Below are 24,267 nucleotides of genomic sequence, written 5' to 3' on the forward strand. Positions count from 1 at the left end.
CCAAAAAGCTTGGCACATCAGGGATAATACGAGTAAACGACATCTTACACTTCCTGTATGCTAGTTGGCGCTGCTAAATCTATGACATTTGCCATGTCACCTACGATAGTCATCACTTCTACTGGCGCAGCAACCTTACTTACCGATGCTGGTAGCGAAGGATGGATAATACTTACCTGCCCGACTGGATAGCCAATACAGCCCTCTGCTAAATAAGGCACTAGCTGCACAGGTAAAGTAATCTGTTGGTTATCAACTTCAATAGCCAAATAATCACCAGCGGTAATTTGCCAGTCCTGAGCATCCTCAATACCGATACGCCAAGTAGCGATAGGTAATTGTTCCGCTACTACTGGACTGCGTGAAGCCATCATAGAGCTGGCATAAATATTATAAATAGGCACTAATTTGGCGTGCCCTTGTTGAATATTAGTACTAGGTAAAGCGCTAGCTTCTGGAGCTATATACTGGCGTAGGGCCAAACGCTCGTTTTGATCAAATAAGCGTACACCGGGATCACCATTTTTAAGGCTACCCCCTACTTTATCTTGGTATTTATTCCAAGCTTGTGGTGAGTTCCAACCAGGAGTGTTAGCAAACGGAATCATCGAACTTGGCGTTTCAGTGCCACTATAGCCTTCCATTGAGAAGGTTAAGCCCGTATCCAAATCTTTTGGTTGCATTGGCTCATGCACTGATAACGGTGCACGCATAGCAGTACGACCTGAATAGCGACGTGGCTCACGAGCTATCTTCAGACCAGTTATACGATAATCTGCATCGGGCGCCGCGCCTTTAATACCAGCAAGCTTAGGATGAGTGGCTATCAAAGCATTGATGACGTCGTCGAGCTGAGTCCAATCGACTGATTTACCTTGTAAGCTGCTATGTACTGCATGCAACCAACGCCAGCCTTCTTTAATGCTACTGAGCGGATGATAATAATTGTTATCGTAAACTTGGAAGAAGCGTTGCGCACGGCCTTCGGCAGATACCAAAGTACCATCTGCTTCTGCAAAACTAGCCGCTGGTAAGACGATATCGACATGTTCATGCCAGTCCAATAACTGATGATCAAGGGCAATGACTGTCTTATTGCTTAATAATTGGCTAAGTTTTTGTGCATCAATAGCATCAGTCAGCTGATTTTCAGCAACTACTACTACCTCAAAATCAGAGGCTAGCAACTCTTCTACAGACTGACCACCTAACATGCAGACCCCAATACTATTGGCATCAGGCACCGTTAAATAAATACCTGCTTGAGCGCTATAGCGAGTGTTTTGCTCTCTAAGCTCAAGCTTTTTAGCAGGTTGGCGCTCGAGATTATCTTCTGTCTCTTTGTTAGTGCCGCTTGCTGGCTTCGCCGCTAGTTCTTGATCTTCAGTAGGCTGCGTGGTTTGTGCTTGTTGTTCAGCGGCAGCCACATTAGCTGCTTGTACTTTGGCATTATGATCATCAACTTGACTTTGCTCAGTAGCTTTAATCGCTGCACGTTTTTGACTCAGAGCTTGAGTGATTTGAGCAGCAGCTTCAATCATCGCTATAGATGATAAGCTAGTGCCCGCTACAATCAGCGGCTTATCAGCTTGAATTAAATCATAAGCAATTTGCTGCGCTAAGGCTTGCATCGGACTTACTTGCTGAGTCGCTGCCTGTTCTGGAGCAATATCCGTGGTTTGCGGATCGATGATGTCCGCTAAATCGTTAGCTAACTTATCAATCTCATCGGCTACTTTAAAACCAAGCGCGGTAATATCTTCTGGAGTGGCTACTACACTGACCTTACTGATATCGTCAAGTTTAGTTTCGCAGACATCCAAAATATAAATAGGACTTAGCGCCCCTTGAGCTATACGTTGTACAGGTTCTGCTAGCCAAGCTTGCGTTTTGGCAGCAGCAGCCATTTTTATCGCTTCATTTTTAGCAGCTTGACGGATAGACAAAGCAACTCTTGAAGACGTCTGAGTAATATCTTCGCCTAAAATCAGCACTGCATCATGACTTTCAATATCAGTCATTCCAGGGTTATAAACCCCTTCGGTACTGAGCACTTCAATACATTTATTAACTAACGCTTGCTGCTGATGATTGAGGCCAGTAGAGAAGTTATCAAAACCAACTAGATTTTTCAGCGCAAAGTTAGTCTCAAGGCTAGCCCGTGGCGAACCAATACCAATAACTTTTTTATTTTCTAGACGCTTGATAGTTTCATCTAAAGCGTAGTCAATATTTATTTTGACATGCTTGCCATTGATGCGCTCAAGCGCTTGCGTTGGACGGTCTTCGCGATTGACATAACCATAACCAAAACGGCCTCGGTCACATAAGAAATAGCGGTTTACTTCACCATTATAGCGGTTTTCAATCCGGCGCAACTCGCCATAGCGTTCACCCGGTGAAATATTACAGCCTGCTGAGCAACCATGACAGATGCTTGGTGCATACTGCATATCCCATTTACGGTTGTAGCGTTCTGAGTGAGTCTTATCAGTGAACACCCCTGTTGGGCAAACCTCTGTTAAGTTACCCGAGAACTCGCTTTCAAATTGACCATCTTTATCACGACCAAAATAAACCCGATTATTAGAGCCATAAACGCCTAAATCTTCGCCACCAGCATAGTCTTTATAAAAGCGTACGCAACGATAGCAAGCGATACAACGATTCATCTCATGGGCAATAAAAGGCCCAAGCTCTTGATTATGATGGGTACGTTTGGTAAAACGATAACGACGATGATTATGACCAGACATATAAGTCATATCTTGCAAATGACAGTGACCGCCCTCTTCGCAAGTAGGACAATCATGCGGATGGTTAGTCATCAGTAGCTCGATCATTGACTTACGAAATGCTTTCGCTTCAGCATCAGTGACTGAGATATACATATCATCGCTTGGGGCGACCATACAAGACATTACTAATCTACCGCGACCTGCTTCTAAATCTTCTTTGCTTTGAAATTGTTTGACCGCACACTGACGGCAAGAGCCTACTGAGCCTAGAGCCGGATGATAACAAAAATAGGGCACATCTATACCTAGCGACAAGCACGCTTGTAGCAAGTTGTCCGCGCTATCTACTTCGACAGTGGTTCCATCAATATGTATGACTGCCATGCCGCTCTCCTTATTTCGCTACTAGCTGTTGACTATCTACAGCCTCAATGACCTGTGCACCGACCGCTTGTTCAATTTTTTGATCAAACTCAGGACGGAAATATTTGAGCGCACTCATAAGTGGCTCCATAGCACCCGGGGCATGAGCACAAAAAGTCTTGCCAAGCCATAAATCACGAGTTAATTCTTCTAGTTTTTCCACATCACCCAGCTGACCTTGGCCATCATTGATAGCAGTCAGCAGCTTGACACCCCAAGGTAGTCCATCGCGGCAAGGCGTACAAAAACCGCAAGACTCACGTTGGAAGAAAATCTCAAGATTGCGTAGCAAAGGCACCATATCTTGCTCTTCATCGACGACCATAATCAGTCCAGTTCCCATCCGACTACCAGCAGCCTGAATAGTATCAAAATCGACTACAGTATCTAAATGATCAGCGGTCAAGAAGTCAGTAGAGGCACCGCCTGGCAACCAAGCCTTAAGAGTGCGGCCTTCTTGCATACCACCGGCGAAGTCTTCAATAATTTCGCGAGCAGTATAGCCAAAGGGCAACTCCCATAGACCGGGATCATTAACTAACCCTGAGCAGCCAAACAACTTAGTGCCCGGAGTTTCGACTACCCCTTTAGCCTTCGGTAAATCCTGATACCACTCGCTACCATGTAACATAATGGCGGAGACGTTATGCAAAGTTTCGACGTTGTTGACTACGGTTGGACGACCCCATGCTCCAGCTACTTGCGGGAATGGTGGTTTAGTACGTGGATTAGCACGACGCCCTTCTAAAGAGTTGAGTAAAGCAGTCTCTTCGCCACAAATATAGCGTCCAGCACCAGTATGCACATGCAGATCAAAACTATAACCTGAGCCTAAAATATCATCGCCAAGTAAGTTATTGGCTTTAAGCTCTTCGACAGCAGCATTAAGACGCTCAGCTGCTAAGATATATTCACCGCGGATAAAGATATAGCCCGCCGTAGCTCCGATGGCATAAGCAGAAATGATCATACCTTCGATAAGCTGTAGTGGTAGGCGCTCCATCAGCAGTCGATCTTTAAAAGTACCCGGCTCCATCTCATCAGCATTACAAACCAAATAGCGGGGACCGCCATCAGGTGGCGCCATCAACGACCATTTGATACCCGCTGGAAACCCTGCACCACCACGGCCTTTGACTACCGCTTCTTTGATAGTCTTTAGCGTAGCTTCTGGCGTTTGATTTAGAGTCATTTTAAGCGCTTCAAAACCACGTAGTGATTCATAAGTCGCCAGATCTAATACCGCATCATGATGGGCTAAACGCCAAGTTAGCGGTCTAGTTTCACTAGTAGCAGTGGCTTTGTCACCATATATTGGGATACGCTGCTCATTGAGCTGGCTAGGTGCTTTACCTTGGCTACGAAGGGCAACTTGTTCTGCAACCGTTAATCTCATGCGTATAGCTCCAATAATTGCGCCACCTCAGTAGGATGAACTGGGCCATAAGTATCTTCATCTATCAATACCGCAGGACCTTTATCACAGTTACCTAAACAGCAAATTGGTAATATAGTGAAGCGTCCATCAGCAGTGGTTTGACCATAATCGATACCCAACTGCGCTCTAAGCTCAGTAGATAACGCTTCATAACCTGTTAAATAACAAGCAATGGAATCGCAAATTAAGATCACATGACGACCTACTGGCTGACGATAGATACGATTAAAAAAAGTAGCTACCCCATCGAGATCAGTCACTGGAATATCTAGCAAGTTAGCGATCGCATTCACTTGCGCATCATCGACCCAACCATTACGCTTTTGCACTATCTTCAATGAATCTAGAGAAGCTGCACGAGCATGTGGGTAATGATGAATAAAATCACCAATAGCGGTAATCTCTTCAGTGGTTAGGATGCTTTCTACATCTACCTTTGGTGCTTTATCAGTAACAATTCTCATATCTTTTGTCTTATCCTCACTCATCGCGCTATTTTCTATAAAATGTCATGATAGCTATGGCGTCTTACAAGTATAGCGTTTTGGTGCACCATTAGGTGGTAACTCATTGATTAAGCTTATTTTATAACTATTCTTTTATTACTAGTCTTTTATAACTTCCCTAACGATCACAGTCAGCCATTACGATGTCAATAGAAGCCAAATACATAATAGCATCGGATACTAACGAGCCGTTGATCACTGAAGGCATCTGCTGAATATGCGCAAATGTCGGGGTGCGAATACGAGTACGATAGCTCATAGTGGCGCGATCTGAAGTAATATAATAACTGTTTAAGCCTTTAGTAGCCTCAACGATAGTGGCACACTCACCAGCGGGCATCACTGGACCCCAAGATACTGAGATAAAGTGATTAATCAAAGTCTCAATATCATTTAGAGTACGATCTTTCGGTGGGGGTACGGCTAATGGATGATCGGCTTTATAAGGGCCTTGCGGCATATTATCCATACATTGACGAATAATACGCAAGGATTGACGCATCTCTTCAACTTTAATCATACAGCGATCATAAGCATCACCGTTATACCCTACTGGCACTTCAAAATCATAATTTTCATAGCCCATATAAGGACGGGCTTTACGTAAATCAAAATCGACACCAGTAGCACGAAGACCTGCGCCAGTCACACCCCAAGCTAAAGCTTGCTTAGCATCATATTGAGCCACACCTTGCGTACGACCTTTGAGCACACTATTATTTAGTGCTGCTTTAACATACTCATCTAAACGTTTTGGCATCCAGTCCAAGAACTCACGGACTAAACGCTGCCAGCCACGCGGTAAATCTGCGGCAGTACCGCCAATACGGAACCAAGCCGGATGCATACGATAGCCTGTTACTGCCTCGATTACGTCATAAGCTTTTTGGCGATCGGTAAACATATAGAATACTGGGGTCATACCACCAGCATCTTGAATAAAAGTACCGACGAATAGTAGGTTGTTAGTGATACGGAAAAACTCACTCATCATCACCCGGATAGTTTCAGCACGTGCTGGAATGGTAATACCGGCTAACTTCTCCACTGACATAATATACGGCAGCTCATTCATCACCCCACCTAAGTAATCAATACGGTCGGTGTAAGGAATGTAAGAATGCCAAGTCTGACGCTCAGCCATCTTTTCTGCGCCGCGATGGTGATAACCAATATCCGGAATACAGTCAACAACTTCTTCACCATCGAGCTGAAGTACTAGTCTAAAGGCACCATGCGCTGAGGGATGGTTAGGACCGATGTTCAAGAACATAAAGTCTTCATCACGTCCCGAACGTTTCATGCCCCACTCTTCAGGAACGAAGCGCAAGTTCTCTTGCTCGTACTCTTGCTTGGCCGTATTTAGGAAGTAAGGAGTAAATTCAGTGGCGCGCGCATGATATTCTTTGCGCAGCGGATGACCTTCCCAATACTTAGGCAGTAAGATACGGGTTAAATGCGGATGGCCAGTAAAGACAATGCCGAACATGTCCCAAACTTCACGCTCATACCAATTGGCATTAGGCCAAATGTTAGTAGCGCTAGGCACATTTAAGTCATCTTCACTAAGGGCAACTTTAATCCTTACATCGCTATTACGCTCCAGCGACATCAGATGATAAAAAACCGTAAAGTCGCTAGCTGGCAGACCTTCACGATGTTGGCGCAAGCGCTCATCCATCGCTGATAAGTCGAACAACATGACATAAGGTTTTGGCAGCTTACGTAAGAATAATAAAATATCTAGTAAATCAGCACGTGCGACCCAGACTGTCGGGATCTCATCAATAGTCTGCTGCACCACAAACTTACCAGCATACTTGTGCCCTAGCTCTTGAATTACTGCAGGTACAGGCTTGATCTTAGGATCTATATTTTCGACTACCGTGACCATGAATGATGTTTTCCTTCATTAATCATAACTGAGTTATTATCACTAAATGATGATAAGCGCCTGCGCCTGTTTATCGTTAACGGCCCAACAAGCCAAGCTATTAAGTTAAATACTGTCTGGACTACGTAGATTTTTTACTGCAATACGATCCGCTTGTTTGCGGTCACGCTCAGCCGTCATTTGTGGCTGATAAATGCCTTGATCTTTCATATGAATACCTAAAGGGCGACGCTCCTTAGTGATCGATTCTTGTAATAGCATCAAGCCTTGGATCAAGGCTTCTGGACGCGGTGGACAACCAGGTATATAGACATCTACCGGAATAATCTTATCCACGCCTTGGACTACTGAGTAGATATCGTACATGCCGCCAGAGTTAGCACAAGCGCCCATAGAAATGACCCATTTAGGCTCTAGCATTTGCTCATAAAGACGTTGAATAACTGGTGCCATTTTGATGAAACAAGTGCCCGCTACGATCATGACATCAGCTTGTCTTGGTGAGGCACGAATAACTTCTGCACCAAAGCGCGATAAATCGTGGACGGCAGTCAAAGTAGTAGCATATTCAACATAACAGCATGAAGTACCGAAGTTAAAAGGCCACAACGAGTTCTTACGCCCCCAGTTAGCCGTCGAATGAACTAAATCTTCTAGACGACCCATAAAGACGTTTTTATTAACTTCATCTTCAAGAGGATCACCGACCGTTTCCCGAGTCTCTGCAGGATAAATATCTGCATCAGGATTGGCTCTGGTTAAGGTATATTTCATAACATTCAACCTTTATATTGGGTGCAGCATAGCGTTGAGGTTGCCAGCAAGCTAATCATATTATTGTTGCGAATATGACCTTCATAACTAACTATCGATTGAACCACCTACCTGTTAGATACTGCAGAATTTATCATCTAAACTCTTGCTTTAATAGGCAATCTAATCGCAAATATAGTTATTCTAAAAACTGAGATTAACTACTTATAACAAGCAGTATGCTAAGGACTGATACTAAGTATTTTCACGCTGAGCAGACGCAGCAAAATCCACAGAAGTAATATTACCTGTGGTATTAATGTGGTCGATGCTTTGTAGATGGCGACGATTAGCTTCAATGTTATTTGATACATTGATCTGTCCTGAAGACTGTGCTGGTATTTTACCCGTAGGGTCAACCATCAGTTCTTCAATCCCATCAAACTTGGTAATGCTCGCTAGATTAAAGCCAGCAGGCGCGGCGTAAAGACGAGCTTTTTTGCGCAGTTTATCAGCAGGTGCCCAGTTTAGTGCGCCCAAACTCAAGGCATAGACTAAACCAATCAACAGATCAATAATAAAAGTCGAAGCCGCAATAAAACCGGCCCACCCTGTTTCTCGAATTGAGACGGCGTAAGCATATAAATACAAGGCTTCTAAATCGAAGATAACAAAGAAGATAGCCACTAAATAAAATTTAGCAGACAAGCGAATACGGGCATTGCCAGCTCCGACAACGCCTGCTTCAAATACATGTTCTTTTTGCAGACCATGAGACCGCCCACCTAGCAAACGCGGGACGACTAGCATGAATATAACCAGACCGATAGCGGCTAGAATAAAAGCAACGGCTGACCAATTAAAGGCAGACATGATAATACGTGCTCCTCACCCAAGCGAGTGTTAGGTATAACGCAAACTAGTACTCAATAACAACATAGTTATACGATAACCATAACGCAAACGAATATGCAAAGTGCGACTAATACCTTATTTATAATATTAAAATAAGCTATAAAACACTTTGCTGGTAACGGCCAATTATCAAGGTTATCGACGTTAGCATCAGATAGGACCAACTGTAAAGATATCCGACATAGTCAAGGATAAGGGCTGGTCATCAAAAACATCTACTAAACGCCTTGAATAAACTTAGTAAATCAATATCTCTATTGCTAATTAAATAACAACTTATTTAATTGATTTAATAACTCATTACAAAGGGTCAATAATGGTGTGACAACTGGCATAAACGGTTTACCTACTATACGCATATTAGTGCCCAAAAGCCAGTTTTTCACTGTATCAGGCGGTCACTTTATATGCTACAAAATATGTATCTACAGCGATAAATTATGCTATAGGGTACGCCCTATTTAAATTTTTGCAAGGCCTTAATTTTACTATAAACTCAACTTTAAGCCCAATTGTAAAACACACCTCAATCAGCATGGCAATGACTGTAAAAATTAAAATATTAATTCAAATAAAAACAGGCTATTACACTGGCTTAAGAGCAATACCAATTAAGTGCGCAATGCTGCCCAATCAGTTGTGTTGCAGATCAATAATTAGCTAACAAAATATTTATAACTGATTATGATGGTCATTTAGCTACCGAAAATCTGAGTTTATACCTGCTTATAGCGGTAGCAAACAGGCAAAAAGACAGGCCGAATAATCGACCTGTCTTTTTATATCATTAATAGATCAGCCATCAGCTATGAGTTACTGATAATTGATTACTGATTACTGATTACTGATTAATAATATCAACACCTTTTGGTGGAGTAAATTTAAACTGGCTGCTGTTGATACTTGGATTCAGCTTAATATTACTAAATTTGATTGAGGTAGTCTGACCTAAAGTATCATTCAGTACCATCATTACAGGTTTACCACCACTAAAGCTCATCGACAGAGTCTTAAAGCTGGCATCACCAGACTTCGGATAGAGTACGTAGTAGTTCTTATTGTTATAAGGCTGAGTGACTTTAAAGCTTTTGTCAATCTTGCTTGGATCTCCAGATAGTAACAATGCTGGAGTATTACCCACTTGACTATCGACCGCTTGCTTAGTCGCTTGCTCTAAGTCTTTGTCATAAATCCACATCGAACTACCATTAGCGACGATCAATTGCTGAGAAGGTGATTTAGTCTCCCAACGAAAATTATTTGGACGCTGGACACTCATACTACCTTGAAAAGATCCGCTACTTGCGCCTTTGGTAGTTTGACTGAAGTTAGCCGTCATACTCTTAGTATTAGTCAATAAGGCATTTAAACGTTTGGCAGCAGTCAAGTTATCAGCAGGAGCTGCATTAGCAGATTGGGTCAAGGCCACAATAGGCGCTGCAACCCCAAGGCTAGTTAAAAGCACCCCAGCTAAAGCACCGCTCATCAGTTTTTGTTTTACCGTAGTTCTGTTAGTAGTGCTAGTAGTATTGTTAGTAAATAAAGTCATGATTTTTCCTCTCATTATGAATTTCAATATAAATTAATACAGTCATTAAATAGTACAGTCGATTGCTATGATCAAGGGTGTTTATTATTGGTGCTTATCACACTGTATTAGGCAGTATCATAGTAGAACATTCAATAGCTTCTGATCGATGAGGGACAGTGTGCCAGCTTTTTTATTACACGGCTAGGCTAGAATTGCAATCAATACTACGCCTGCCATACACGCTTGTAACTAACACAACTGACTATAATTGCTGATAGCGGTGACTGCTCTTAATAAGTTTTTGTACTATGGTAAGGCTAAGATTAATGGGTAAAACTTAATCTTAGCCTTCTTAATCCTAGCCTTATTGTATGAATGCAAAAAGTCCCTATCACCAATTGGTAACAGGGACTTTTTTTATTCACTACAGCGATTTATGGACTTGATATATCAAGCCTATAGCTCAGTAGCAAAACGCTAACTAGGCGCTTTCAACCATCACATAACGACGGTTAAACTTACCTTTAGTTGCAAACTTCACTACACCATCATTCAGTGCAAATAAAGTATGGTCGCGGCCCATGCCAACGCCTTCACCAGCATGGAATTCTGTTCCACGTTGACGAACGATGATGTTACCAGCGACGATGGTTTGACCACCAAAGATTTTTACGCCGAGCATTTTTGGGTTTGAATCACGACCGTTACGTGACGAGCCGGCAGCTTTTTTATGTGCCATGAGAAAATCTCCTTGTTAATGTGACTTATCGCTTATGCGACAACTCTTAAGCTTTTATTGCGTTATTAATTATCAGTAAGTAACTGATAATAGCTAATTAAGCATTAATCGCTTTGATTTTTAACAAGGTGTACCATTGGCGGTGACCTTGCTCTTTGTGATAATGCTTACGACGGTTGTGCTTGATGATACGGATTTTTTCGCCGCGACCATGTTCAATCACTTCCACTTCTACGCTAGCGCCTTCAACGACTGGCTGACCGATTTTGACAGTATCACCATCAACAACCATCAACACGTCTTCAAATTTGATTGTTCCGCCAGTTTCTGCTTTTAGCAGTTCAACTTTTAGCAACTCATCGACGACTACACGGTGCTGTTTACCACCAGTTTTGATTACTGCGTACATAGTCTAACTCCGCTTAACCCGTGTGCCGTGGCTGATATTATACCAACGCTTCGACGACGAACACGACAGGGAAAAATTAAAGGCATGATTTTACGGCTTTTTCACCGTAAAAGCAAGTTTCTTGTCACAGCTTTTACTAGCTAGTACTAAGCCCAATCACCCTATTGCAAATTCAGCAAGAGACTAGCTTAGCCGTAGCCCTATAACTGCGTCTAACGGCAGTCATTATAGCTTATCCATTCAATAACTTACAATATTGCTTTAACGCTGCTTTTATATAACATTGAGTTAACATTGACTAGGGCCAATAGCCATTCACATTAGCGCAAAAAAAATTATTATACGCCCATAACTTAGCGGTTAGTAAAGGATAGCTATTGTTATGAAGAACGCATTTTAGACAACAATAAAAGCTACTAGCTATGCTATTATGATGGTATTTGCACCTCATCAGTTACACTGACTTAATTTACTCATCGACTATATGATGATTTTTTCACCCAAATAATATGACTATTCTTATGACCAGTACCTCAATAACTGCTTTAGCAGCTACTCCTGCCCTGCCTAAGCCAAGCTATGCCGATATCCAAAGCATCGTTGCTGATGACTTTGAGATTATGGATAAGCAAGTGTTTGGTAGTCTTAATTCAAAAGTTCAGCTAGTCATGAACGTCTCACAGCATGTCATTAATGCTGGTGGTAAACGTATGCGTCCGTTAATCACTCTATTGTGTGCGCGTATGCTCCATGACAGCGCATCAGAGCAAGCGATGCATTTGGCCGCTATTACTGAGATGCTGCATACAGCCACTTTAGTTCATGACGATGTGATTGATGAGTCAGGTCAGCGCCGTGGTAAACCTACTGCTAATGCTACTTGGGATAACGCCACTGCCGTGCTAGTAGGTGATTATCTTATTGCTCGCGCCTTTAACTTATTAGTTGGCTTTAAGAGTTTACCCCTATTGCAACTGTTCTCTGATGGCACTTGTGACATCGCTGAAGGTGAAGTGCTGCAATTGCAACATCAGCATAATCCACAGGCTACTGAAGACGATTACTTACGCATCATCGATGGCAAAACCTCACGACTATTTATGATGGCCACTCAAGGTGCGGCTATTTTACAAGACCAAACTCAATACTTGCCTGCATTGGCAGATTTTGGCCAGCACTTTGGTAATGCTTTTCAAATTATAGATGATGTGCTGGACTACAGCGGTGACAGTGAGCTGATGGGCAAAAACCTCGGTGATGACTTGGCAGAGGGTAAACCTACCCTGCCTACTATCAAAGCCCTTGCGCTATTAAAGGATAGTGACAAACCAGGCTATGACCAGCTACGTGTAGCCGTACAAACTGGCAAAACGCCTAATGCTGAACAACTGATTGCCTTAGTAAGAAATTCAGGCTCATTGGCTTACTGTACTCAGCGTGCACTTGAAGAGACTCGATTGGCGCAGCAAGCTCTAAGCCTGCTTCCGGATAATCGCTATCGCCAAGGCTTATATCAGCTGACTGAGCTTGCCAGCTCACGCTTGATATAAGCTAAAATTAAAAACTAATTTTGCTAGCTGCTAAATGATCAATGACAAAGGTAATGGCTGTTAAAACGTCAGGATTAGAAGGCTGAGGGATTCATCGCTCAGCTTTTGAACTATCCGCTGTTAAACTATCAGTTATTACCGTAATTTCTGTTAAATTAGTCAACGAGCAATTCAATAACTCAATCGACTGTTACTATTTCGCAAACCCCTGATCTTAAGACAACAACCGTAAAACTATAAGTAGCCTGTAACTAGCAACTAATTACTATTGATTAGTTATTAATGGGTAATAGTCATAGATTATGCCCTAGTAGCAAAGGTATAGGTTGTTAATCAACAAATCAAATATCAACGCTTACCTGTAGTATTTTTTAACATCCACATTAACTTATTGCTAAATTATATATTTTGCTTACAAGCCATATTTTTATGGCTGTTCGTCACTTAGTACGCTATAAATAAACTCATATAACAAAAATTAACAATATATTAACTATAGCGTTATCTTAAAGTTTTATTTAAGGTAACTTGTGTAACGCTTATACTATCAACGTTTGATGTAACTAAAAAATAACTTATAGTTACTTAATGGCATAAGTCTACTATTTAGTTGCTTGACTATAGGGTAGACCCGATAGTTTATAATAGCTCACTAAATTTATTACTAATATCATTAGCTTTCATATTATTATCTTGCCTTAGTCGATGGGATACCTCCTTGAGGCTAACCGTAATCGTAAGACGTGGTTATTTTTTATTAGCACTAGTTATTAGCATTAGGGTTATATCGATCAGGCTTATAAAAGCTATTTTTTTAAGCCTATTATAACCTAGCGTATTAAAAATTATTGTACTACAACCTTTTATTAAAACTGAATACTCCAGAGGACATTGATGAAGCACTCTTATCTTACGATTGTAATAGCATCTGTACTATCGACAGCGGTACTGGTTGGCTGTGACAAAAAAGAGGACGCTGCTGCCGAAGCCGCTCAGCAACAGATGCCGCCTGCCGTCGTCAACGTCCAAACCGTTACTTTGGGTACTATACCTCAAGTACAAACCTTTTCTGGACGCACCACTGCATTCGAAACTGCAGATGTACGTCCACAAGTAGACGGTATTATTGACGAGATACTCTTCCGTGAAGGCAGTAACGTCAAAAAAGGCCAGCCTTTATATCGTATCAATACTGATAACTATGCCACTTCTATCGCTAGCGGTGAAGCTGCTGTTCAACAAGCACAAGCTAATTATCAGACTGCCTTGGCTAATAATGCCAATGCTAAAGCTGAATTGGCCAGTCGCCAAGCTTCATTGGCACAAGCAATAAACGATTTTCAGCGCCTAAAGGGCCTAGTCGAAATCGACGCTATCTCTAAACAGCAGTATGATCAAGCGCAAACCCAAGTTCGTACCGCACAAGCAGCGGTTGCTAGTGCCAATGCCGCAGTCAGTCAGTCTCAAGCTGGCATAGAAAGCTCAAAAGCTGGTATTCAAAGCGCTAGATCAGGTTTGGATGCTAGTACTTTAGATCTTAACCGTACTATCGTACGCTCACCCATTTCCGGTCGTAGTGATCGCTCAACAGCTACTGCAGGCTCATTAGTAAATGCTAGCCAAGCGACTCCATTAGTAACGATTTCGCGCTTAGATCCTATCTATGTCGATATCAGCCAATCCTCATCTGAATTGTTAAAACTACGTCAACAGATATCTCAAGGTAAAGCGCAAGCAGGGATGAATATTGTTGAGCTAGTGCTAGAAGATGGTAGCGTATATCCAGTAACGGGTAAATTGGAGTTGTCAGAAGCTAAGGTTGACGAATCAACTGGCGCAGTTACTCTACGCGCAGTATTCCCTAATACTAATAGCGTGTTATTGCCTGGTATGTATGTTTCTGCACGCTTGATTCAAAGCGTTATTACTAATGCCGCTTTAGTCCCCCAAAGTGCGGTTATGCGCTCAACCAAAAGTGAGACGCAAGTCTATATTGTGGATGCTAATAATAAAATCCAAGTACGTCCAGTGACTGTTAATGGCACTTATAAAGGTCAGTGGGTAATTACTGACGGTCTACAGAGCGGCGACCAAGTTGTAGTGATTGGTGGTGCCAAAGTCAAACCTGAACAAGAAGTGGTAGCTAAGCCTTTAGAAGATCCTAATGCGGCCCCTACCCAACCCGGTGCGCCAGCAGCTAAAGGTCAAGCGGCAAATCAGCCTCCTGCCAAAACACCACAACAAGCTGCAAAAACAATGAATAAGCCAGCTAGTGACACAGCCAAAGCTGATGCCAAACAACCAGCAGCCGCTAATTAATTCCATTCAAAGCTAGGAAGACCTAGGGATATACTATGTCACTTTTTTTTATTAACCGACCTATCTTTGCATGGGTATTGGCTATATTAGTCATGCTTGTCGGGATTATATCGGTCATCAGTTTACCGATTGAGCAGTATCCAGCTATTGCGCCACCGACTATTTCGGTCAGCGCTAGCTATCCTGGTGCTAATGCGAAAACCGTTGAAGATTCAGTAGTACAGGTTATTGAGCAGCGCATGAAGGGCCTTGATAACTTGATGTATATGAAGTCATCAAGCTCTTCAAATGGCGGCGCCTCAGTGACTTTGTTCTTTGAGAACGGTACTGACGCCGATACTGCGCAAGTACAAGTACAGAATAAACTTCAAGCAGCCATGAGCTCGCTACCTGAATCGGTGCAGCGTCAAGGGGTCAATGTCAATAAGTCCTCTAGTGGCTTTTTGGTAGTACAAGGTTTTGTCTCTGAAGATGGCAGTATGGATCGCGCTGATATCGGCGATTATATCAACTCTAATGTGGTCGATCAGCTCAGCCGTATTGAAGGCGTTGGTGAAGTACAAGCATTCGGTTCCTCTTATGCGATGCGTATTTGGCTTGATCCTGCGCGCTTGCGTAGCTTCAATATGGTACCATCTGACGTTGTTGAAGCCGTGCGATCACAGAATGCTCAAGTATCAGCAGGTCAGCTTGGACAAGCACCAGCGAATCTGGACGAGCAAGTTATCAATGCCACGGTTACCGTGCAAAGCTATCTACAAACTCCTGATGAATTTGAAGACATCTTACTCAAGACCGATAGTTCTGGTGCGCAAGTACGTTTAGGTGATGTTGCTAAGGTTGAGATTGGTAGTGAAGACTACGGTGTTATTTCACTTTATAACGGCCAAGATGCAGCCGCCCTCGCTGTGTCTTTAGCCAGTGGCGCTAACGCTCTACAAACCCGTGACTTAGTTAGCGCGCGTATAGCCGAATTAGAAGCAAACTTCCCAGCAGGTCTAAAGTCTGTCGTACCTTATGATACTACGCCGTTCGTACGTTTATCTATTGAACAAGTAGTCATGACTTTGATTGAGGCAATTGTCTTAGTATTTATCGTCATGTTCATCTTCTTACAGAACTGGCGCGCTACCATCATCCCTACTCTTGCAGTGCCTATTGTACTACTAGGTACCTTTGCGGTGCTTTATGTAGCCGGCTTTAGTATTAACGTATTAACCATGTTTGCGATGGTACTATCGATTGGTCTACTGGTCGATGATGCTATTGTGGTGGTAGAGAACGTTGAGCGAATCTTGGAGGAAGACTCTGAGATCTCCATCAAAAACGCTACTATTCAATCGATGGGCGAAATCAGTAAAATCGTTATCGGTATTGCGTTGATCTTGTCAGCAGTATTCGTGCCGATGGCCTTCTTTGGTGGCTCAACAGGGGTCATTTATCGCCAGTTTGCGATCACTCTAATCACTAGTATGGTGTTGTCAGCATTAGTAGCACTTATCTTTACCCCAGCGCTTTGTGTGACTTTACTCAAACGTAGTAAAAGTCATGAAAAAGGCAATAGTGAAAATCAGAAAGGTTTCTTTGGTTGGTTCAACCGCAGCTTCGCTAAAGTAAGTCTTCGTTATGAGAAGCTCGTTGGTAATAGCTTCCGTTTTAAATGGTTATATCTAATCGCTTATGCAGCCATTATCGGTATTATGGCGGTAGTGTTCTTACGTATTCCTGGCTCCTTCTTACCTGAAGAAGACCAAGGGATTATGTTTACTTTAGTCCAGCTACCAGCAGGGTCTACGCTCGATCAGACCCAAGATGTTCTCGATAAGGTTAGTGACTATTATACTAATCAAGAACCCGATAACGTCGCTTCAGCCTTTACTATCGCCGGTTTTAGTTTCGTCGGGCAAGGTCAGAACGTGGGTCTAGCATTCGTTAAGCTCAATGATTGGGCGGATCGTGAAGGCGATGATAATGGAGTAAAAGCAATTTCTGATCGTGCCAACGGTTACTTCTTTAGCCAAATCAATGAAGCGACTGTCTTTACTATCATACCGCCAGCAATTAGTGGCCTTGGTAATGCTAGTGGCTTTGATTTAATGCTACAAGATTCCGGTAACTTAGGGCATGATGAATTACTTGCAGCCCGTAATATGCTGCTAGGAATGGCTGCTCAGAATGATCAAGTAGCTGGTGTACGTCCAAATGGACAAGAAGATGCACCGCAGCTCAAGGTCGATATTAACCAAGAACAAGCCGCTGCTTATGGTTTATCGCTTGGCAGTATCAACAGTGTGATCTCCACAGCTTGGGGCTCAAGCTATATTAATGACTTTGTCGATCGTGGTCGTATCAAGCGTGTCTTTATTCAAGGTCAGCCTGAAAGCCGTACTAACCCTAGTGATATAGGTAAGTGGTATGTGCGCAATGACAGCAATGAGATGATTCCATTTGATGCTTTTTCTAGTAGTCGCTGGGAGAATGGTTCTCCGAACTTAACCCGTTATAACAGCTTACCCTCAATGAATATTCAAGGGAACGCTGCTGAAGGTCTAAGTACTGGCGATGCTATGAACGCTATGGCAGCTATGGTAGATAAATTGCCGGAAGGTATCAGCTTTGAGTGGACAGGCTTATCACTTGAGGAGCAAAAGTCAGGTGCTCAAGCACCTATGCTCTACGCTATCTCTATCTTAGTGGTATTCCTATGTTTGGCGGCCTTGTATGAGAGTTGGTCTATTCCATTCTCAGTACTACTAGTCATTCCACTTGGGGTATTAGGAGCAGCATTATTTACTTGGCTACGAGACTTCGATAATGATGTTTACTTACAGGTTGGCCTACTGACAGTAGTCGGACTATCTGCCAAGAATGCCATCTTGATTATTGAGTTTGCCAAAGATCACCAAGAGGAAGGCTATAGTCTCAAAGATGCAGTCATGCTAGCCGCAAGACAACGTTTGCGACCTATTATTATGACCTCACTTGCCTTCGGTATTGGGGTTGTGCCATTATTCCTAGCCAATGGTGCAGGTTCTGGTAGCCAGAACGCTATTGGTACTAGTGTCCTTGGCGGAGTAGTTAGTGCTACCTTGCTGGGTATCTTCTTTATTCCTATGTTCTATATTTGGATACGTAGTATGTTCCCTTATATGAACAATGAAAGCCATGAAGTAGCGGGTAGCCCTAAAGGTAATGGCAGCGCTGACAATAGTGGTGATGATGGTGACGACGACCAACCTACGCCACCAACTGACAACACGCCAACGCCACCAACTGACAATACGCCGGATCCAACTCCCTCTGAGAGTTATCAGCCTGCAAGTTTTGGAGATAATACCAAATGAGTTCTCAAATCATTTTTACGCCTAACTCAACCTCTACGCCAGTAGTTACTATGGCTCAACGCTCAGTGGTAGGTGTACGATTTGCCTCGTTATCTGCCGCTCGCACTCGCAAAAATGCTACTCGACTTTTAGGCTTAAGCGCCCTAGTCCTTAGTATGGCTGCGTGTAATACTATTCCAAAAGCTGATATGCGTCCGGTACTTGTTGAGCCTAATCTACCTATTGAGCAAGCTTACGGTGCCTTTGATAATCAGACCGTAAGCACTGCTGAGCAGCCTAGTGTGGCTGGTCAGCGCTGGCAAGACTTCTATAGTGATGAGCGCCTAAAAGGCCTGATTGCTTTAGGACTGCAGAATAACAAAGACTTTGAAAGTGCACGCTTAGCGATTGAAAAAGCTCGAGCACAATATCAAATTACTGATATTCGCGACTTGCCAACTATTGATGGCAGCGCTGGCTATTCACGCCGACGTCAAGGCAGTGCATTAGGTAGTAGCACTGGTGATAGTTTTAATGTCAATTTGGGTCTAGCCAACTATGAGCTCGACTTTTGGGGCAAGATTGCTAGTCTAAAAGATCAAGCTCTACAGAACTTTTTGGCAACTAGTGCGGCTAAAGACTCAACGCAGATCAGCTTAATCAGTAATATTGCTCAAAGCTACGCTAATCTTAGTTACAGCTTAGCGCAGCTCAAGTTAGCTGAAGCGACCGTTGAGAGTCGTGAACGTTCTTTATTCATTGCTAATAAGCGTTTTGAGGCCGGTATTGATCCTAAGCTGCCTACTCTGCAATCTAGCGCCTCACTTGAGAATGCTAGGCTGGCAGTACTACGTGCCCAGAGCAGTATTCTAAGAGCACGTAATGCTTTGCAGTTTTTAATTGGCACGCCTATTCCAACCAATCTAATTCCAGCTCCAGCGATTAGCAATATTACTAATCATGAAATCTTTAATGCAGGTCTACCTAGTGAGCTCCTGCGTTATCGTCCTGATTTGCTACAAGCGGAGTACAACCTAAAAGCGGCTGGTGCTAACATAGAAGTGGCGCGTGCGGCTTACTACCCTTCTATAAGTTTGGCTAGTAGTGTTGGTCTTGGCAGTAGCAGCTTAGATAACTTATTCAAAAGCGGCGCTGTTGGCTGGTCATTCGGTCCTAATATTAGTGTGCCTATTTTTGATGCTGGCCGTTTAGATGCCAATTATGATGTGGCAAAAATAGAGCGTGCGCAGACCCTAGCTAATTATGAACGCTCTATTCAGACAGCCTTCCGTGAAGTGTCAGATGTGCTAGCAACGCGGGCAACGCTTGGTGAACAGCTTGCTTCGCAATATCGCTTACAAGATAACTTTGACCAAACCTTTGTGATCGCTGATGCACGCTTTAAAGCGGGTATCTCTAACTATCTAGACGTTCTAGATGCGCAGCGCTCGTTATTCTCCACGCAGCAAGGTATTTTAGATTTAGAATTACAAAAAATCATCAGTCAAATAGAGCTTTACCAAGTGCTCGGTGGCGGTGCCAACCTTGCAGTACCAGTGGCTATTCCAGTAGCTCAATATACTAACTTATCAGGTATTGCCAACTTAAATAAAAACAGTGCTGAATCTCAAGCGGCTTATGCTATTAATGCTGCCAGCTCACCACGAGTAGCTTCTCTACAAGAAGCCATCGCAATCAAGCAATCAAAAACCCCAGCAATGGCTACTTTTGATCCAAAGGCTATAGTCGATATTAATAATGACGGCAAAGCCGATGCGGCGGTTGGTACAGTGATTAAAGACACGCCAGTTGAGCAAGTGCCAGTATCACAGATTATTGAGCCTTAGTGGTTGGCCAAGATAGCTTATTACTAATAATCGCTATCTATTGATATTTTACAATTGGCCCTACCGCTTTGGTGGGGTTTTTTGCTTTTATGATTAACTTTTACTTATAGCAATCTTATTAATAACACCCTATTCACAGTGATATCATAGACAAGCATAAAGCCATTAATTAATAAAACCCTTAATAAACACTGCGCTTTATAACTAGCATTACTAATAGCCTGTTCAATAACAGCCAGCTAATAAACACCCTCTAATAAACTATCATTAGGATTCATTATGACTTATACCTTTAATCGCCAGTTCCCTGCTACCCGCTTACGTCGTCTTCGTTATAACGATAACGTGCGAGCGATGATTCGTGAAGTTGAGCTGCATCCTAAACACTTTATCGCTCCAGTATTCGTAATAGAAGGCCAAAACCAACGCCAAGCTATTGCTAGTATGCCAGGTGTTGAGCGTTTATCTATTGATTTGCTGATCAAACATGCCAAAGCGTTATTAGCTGAAGGGGTGACGACTATAGATATCTTCCCAGTTATAGATAATAGCTTAAAGACTGCTGATGGTCGTGCCGCTTATGACGAAAATGGCTTGAGCGCAAGAGCGGTCAAAGCAGTCAAAGATGCCGTACCAGAAATCGTGGTTATGACTGATGTGGCGCTAGATCCTTATACTTCACATGGTCAAGATGGTCTACTCGATGATAGTGGCTATGTAGTCAATGATGAGACAGTAGAAGTGCTAGTGCAGCAAGCTTTAGTCCATGCTCGTGCTGGCGCTGATATCATCTCTCCTAGCGACATGATGGATGGCCGTATCAAAGCCATGCGCGATGCCTTTGAGGCAGAAGGTTTCGTCAACACAGCTATCATGGCCTACTCAGCAAAATATGCGTCGGCTTATTATGGCCCGTTCCGTGATGCGGTCGGTAGTGCTGGCAATCTAAAAGGCGGTCACAAAAAGCAGTATCAGATGGATTTTGGTAACCGTGCTGAAGCTTTACATGAAGTAGCGATGGATATTGCCGAGGGCGCAGATATGGTGATGATTAAGCCAGGTCAGCCGTATCTTGATTTGATTCGAGAAGTCAAAAATACTTTTGGTGTGCCGACTTTTGCTTATCAAGTCTCTGGTGAATATGCGATGCACATGGCTGCTATTCAAAACGGTTGGTTAACCGAAGCGGTGATTTTAGAATCATTGATTGGCTTTCGCCGCGCTGGTGCTGACGGCATCTTGACTTATTTTGCTCTTGAAGCCGCTCGTCAATTGAATAACGCTTAAATTCATTAGTTATAACAATCTTGCTTAGTTACTATGGCACCAATTGACGCCGTTCAGTTGGTGCATTTTAACGCGCTGTATTTTAATTAGCAGTATTTTAATTAACTGTATTTTAACGGGCTGTATTTTGAAAAATGCTCAGACTATTATCTACAATTAGCCAAGTGGTTAGCCGTTAGCCTCGCTATTAACTGGGCAAAAATTTGCAAAAGCTACACAGTCCTGCATATCGGCTCATTATCTATCTACTCCCCCTAAGTATTATTTTTGCTTTATAATAACTCACCTAATTTTAGTCACTTATAAAGCCATTTATATATATTTTACTGCTTTTATTAGACTTAATCTTTTTAATATTACACAGATATTTAAAGTCTAGCCCTCTTTTGCTTTTGCCCTATTTGTCCCAAAGGTTTCGCTATGAGTCAACTAAATCCCAAACAACAAGAAGCCATGCTCTATGTCTCTGGTCCGCTGCTAGTACTAGCCGGCGCAGGCTCAGGCAAAACTTCAGTGATTACCCGTAAGATTGCTTATCTTATCGAAGAATGCAACATGCCAGCTGAGCGTATCACTGCGGTAACTTTTACTAATAAAGCTGCTCGTGAAATGAAAGCGCGAGTGAGCAAGTTGTTGCCTAGCGAAAAGACCCGTGGCCTAACCGTGTCAACTTTTCATCAGTTTGGTTTACAGTTTTTGCGTTATGAGCTTATACATACGCCGCTCAAAGGTAACTTCTCCATTATGGACAGCGACGATAGTAAGCGCTTGCTGATGGAGCTGATGATGCGCGATAACTTGAGTGGCGCTGAGAGTCGTGAGCTGGTTGGCAAAGCCATAAAAATGATATCTGATTGGAAAAACGATTTAGTTGAACCTGATAAGGCGATGGAAACCTTAACCGATCCAGAAGACATGATCTTTGCCACTTTATATGCCCTTTATGATCGTAATTTGCGCGCTTATAACGCTGTTGATTTCGATGACTTAATCGTTTTGCCGACTAAGATACTCCGTGAAAACAGAGAGCTGCGTGATAAATGGCAAAACCGTATTCGTTATTTACTAGTCGATGAGTATCAAGATACTAATACCGCTCAGTACGAAATGATTAAGTATCTGGTTGGGCCGCAAGGGCGCTTTACGGTAGTAGGCGATGATGACCAATCTATCTACGCTTGGCGTGGGGCTAAACCTGAAAACATGGCGCTGCTCAAAGAAGACTTTCCCAAATTAAAAATAGTCATGCTTGAGCAAAACTACCGCTCAACCAGCCGGATTCTGACCTCTGCTAATGCCGTGATTACCAATAACGAGCATTTATTTGAAAAGAAACTCTGGTCAGATAAAGGGCAAGGCGAAAAGATTCGTATCATCAACTGTCGCAATGATGACGATGAAGCGGAACGAGTTGCTAAGGAGATTGCTACTCATAAACTGCGCTACGGCAATGAGTGGGAAGATTATGCCGTGCTCTATCGCAGTAACTTTCAGGCGCGGATGTTAGAGGCTAATTTACGTCAACTACAAATACCTTATAAGTTATCTGGGGGTCAGTCCTTTTTCGCTCGTAGCGAGATCAAAGACATCATGGGCTATCTGCGTCTGATTTTAAACCCTGAAGATGATAGTGCTTTTTTACGTATTATCAATACCCCTAAGCGGGGTATGGGGCCGGCAACCCTTGAGAAACTTGGACTGTTTGCACAAGAGCATAGTATCTCGCTACTGGCCTCTTGTACTCATGCTGGTCTTAGTCATGTATTGCCTAGCAAAGCTTATGGCACTCTTAAAGAGTTCGGTGATTTTATTGAGCATTATACCCGTGAGCTCGATCAGCATCCTGATCCAGTACCTTTAGTCAAACAGATGATTGACGAGACTGGCTACGTCGATGTAGTACGCTCAGAGGCCAAGACCCCGCAGCAAGAGAAAAATCGTTTAGATAATATTGAGATCCTCTATACCAGTATCCAGTCGCTTATTAATCGCGCTGAGTCAGATGAAGACCGTACTATTGATACTATTATTCGTAAACTGGTATTGTTAGATATGCTTGAGCAGCAGCAAGAAGAAGAGAACACTAATAAAGTGAACCTAATGACTCTGCATGCAGCCAAAGGCCTAGAGTTTAACTATGTCTATATCATGGGTCTAGAAGAAGAGATGTTACCGCATCGCAACTCTATTCTGAGCGAGACTGTAGATGAAGAGCGACGCTTGATGTACGTAGGGATAACCCGTGCGCGTCGAGAGCTGACCTTGACCTTAGCGACTCAGCGCCGTTCAGGGGGACAGATGCGAGTTACCTCAGAGTCTAGATTCTTAGATGAGCTACCGGAGGATCATATCGACTGGCCTGCCAAGGCTAAGAAGAAAAAAGCCAGTAAAGATCCAGAAGCCGTTGCTGATGAATATTTAGCCAATATCCGTGCCTTGTTAGGTAATCGATAGTTAAGCCGACGTTAGGTACCTATCAGTTAGCGCATTAAGAGTCCATTGAACCCTAGTGGAGTATGAACTAAACCTTGTCATACTAGTGTCAGTAATCAAATTTTGCCCTGTTCTATTGCTGATAGCGATACTGTGCTTACA

The 24,267-nt window shown here is 42.9% G+C and carries 15 protein-coding genes; 6 read left to right on the plus strand and 9 right to left on the minus strand.

The window, feature by feature from the left end; genetic code table 11:
* Window positions 1-44: 44 nt before the first annotated feature.
* From nuoG to rplU, 9 genes are all read right to left on the minus strand, one after another.
* Entirely contained in the window at window positions 45-3,122 is a 3,078-nt protein-coding gene (nuoG, locus tag KZA12_RS05895; RefSeq protein WP_218689564.1) for an NADH-quinone oxidoreductase subunit NuoG, read from the minus strand.
* A gap of 10 nt (window positions 3,123-3,132) precedes the next feature.
* Window positions 3,133-4,557: an NADH-quinone oxidoreductase subunit NuoF gene (gene nuoF / locus KZA12_RS05900; protein WP_201623200.1), complete on the minus strand. Its 1,425-nt coding sequence runs from the start codon at window positions 4,555-4,557 to the stop codon at window positions 3,133-3,135.
* Window positions 4,554-5,063 (minus strand): NADH-quinone oxidoreductase subunit NuoE, encoded by a 510-nt coding sequence (gene nuoE / locus KZA12_RS05905; RefSeq protein WP_201623199.1) that lies wholly within the window; start codon window positions 5,061-5,063, stop codon window positions 4,554-4,556. Before nuoE ends, nuoF begins: the two co-directional genes overlap by 4 nt.
* A 160-nt stretch (window positions 5,064-5,223) precedes the next feature.
* Entirely contained in the window at window positions 5,224-6,999 is a 1,776-nt protein-coding gene (nuoC, locus tag KZA12_RS05910; RefSeq protein ID WP_201623198.1) for an NADH-quinone oxidoreductase subunit C/D, read from the minus strand.
* Between the two features lie 105 nt (window positions 7,000-7,104).
* Window positions 7,105-7,773, minus strand: coding sequence for an NADH-quinone oxidoreductase subunit B family protein (locus KZA12_RS05915; RefSeq protein ID WP_218689565.1), 669 nt, complete (start codon window positions 7,771-7,773; stop codon window positions 7,105-7,107).
* 234 nt (window positions 7,774-8,007) lie between these two features.
* Window positions 8,008-8,625, minus strand: a complete 618-nt coding sequence (gene ndhC, locus KZA12_RS05920; RefSeq protein WP_218689566.1) for an NADH-quinone oxidoreductase subunit A — start codon at window positions 8,623-8,625, stop codon at window positions 8,008-8,010.
* Between the two features lie 883 nt (window positions 8,626-9,508).
* Entirely contained in the window at window positions 9,509-10,216 is a 708-nt protein-coding gene (gene lolA, locus KZA12_RS05925) for an outer membrane lipoprotein chaperone LolA (RefSeq protein WP_218689567.1), read from the minus strand.
* A 463-nt stretch (window positions 10,217-10,679) separates the two neighbouring features.
* On the minus strand, window positions 10,680-10,937 hold the full coding sequence (rpmA, locus tag KZA12_RS05930) for a 50S ribosomal protein L27 (RefSeq protein ID WP_193011160.1): 258 nt from the start codon (window positions 10,935-10,937) through the stop codon (window positions 10,680-10,682).
* A 97-nt stretch (window positions 10,938-11,034) separates the two neighbouring features.
* Window positions 11,035-11,346 (minus strand): 50S ribosomal protein L21, encoded by a 312-nt coding sequence (gene rplU / locus KZA12_RS05935; protein ID WP_218689568.1) that lies wholly within the window; start codon window positions 11,344-11,346, stop codon window positions 11,035-11,037.
* A 620-nt stretch (window positions 11,347-11,966) separates the two neighbouring features.
* Here rplU and KZA12_RS05940 point away from each other — a divergent pair.
* The 6 genes from KZA12_RS05940 to KZA12_RS05970 all read left to right on the plus strand — a co-directional run bounded on the left by KZA12_RS05940 (window position 11,967) and on the right by KZA12_RS05970 (window position 24,126).
* Entirely contained in the window at window positions 11,967-12,896 is a 930-nt protein-coding gene (locus tag KZA12_RS05940) for a polyprenyl synthetase family protein (protein ID WP_218689601.1), read from the plus strand.
* Between the two features lie 894 nt (window positions 12,897-13,790).
* Window positions 13,791-15,215, plus strand: coding sequence for an efflux RND transporter periplasmic adaptor subunit (locus tag KZA12_RS05945; protein WP_201623193.1), 1,425 nt, complete (start codon window positions 13,791-13,793; stop codon window positions 15,213-15,215).
* Window positions 15,216-15,250: 35 nt separating this feature from the next.
* Window positions 15,251-18,559, plus strand: a complete 3,309-nt coding sequence (locus KZA12_RS05950) for an efflux RND transporter permease subunit (RefSeq protein WP_201623192.1) — start codon at window positions 15,251-15,253, stop codon at window positions 18,557-18,559.
* Complete coding sequence (locus KZA12_RS05955) at window positions 18,556-20,385, plus strand: efflux transporter outer membrane subunit (RefSeq protein WP_227677246.1); 1,830 nt, start codon at window positions 18,556-18,558, stop codon at window positions 20,383-20,385. The genes KZA12_RS05950 and KZA12_RS05955 overlap by 4 nt, the downstream gene beginning before the upstream one ends.
* A gap of 279 nt (window positions 20,386-20,664) precedes the next feature.
* Entirely contained in the window at window positions 20,665-21,672 is a 1,008-nt protein-coding gene (gene hemB / locus KZA12_RS05960) for a porphobilinogen synthase (protein ID WP_218689569.1), read from the plus strand.
* Between the two features lie 420 nt (window positions 21,673-22,092).
* Complete coding sequence (locus KZA12_RS05970) at window positions 22,093-24,126, plus strand: UvrD-helicase domain-containing protein (RefSeq protein ID WP_218689571.1); 2,034 nt, start codon at window positions 22,093-22,095, stop codon at window positions 24,124-24,126.
* Window positions 24,127-24,267 lie beyond the last annotated feature (141 nt).

The sequence above is a fragment of the Psychrobacter sp. BF1 genome, assembly GCF_019279065.1.
GTDB classification, from domain to species: domain Bacteria; phylum Pseudomonadota; class Gammaproteobacteria; order Pseudomonadales; family Moraxellaceae; genus Psychrobacter; species Psychrobacter urativorans.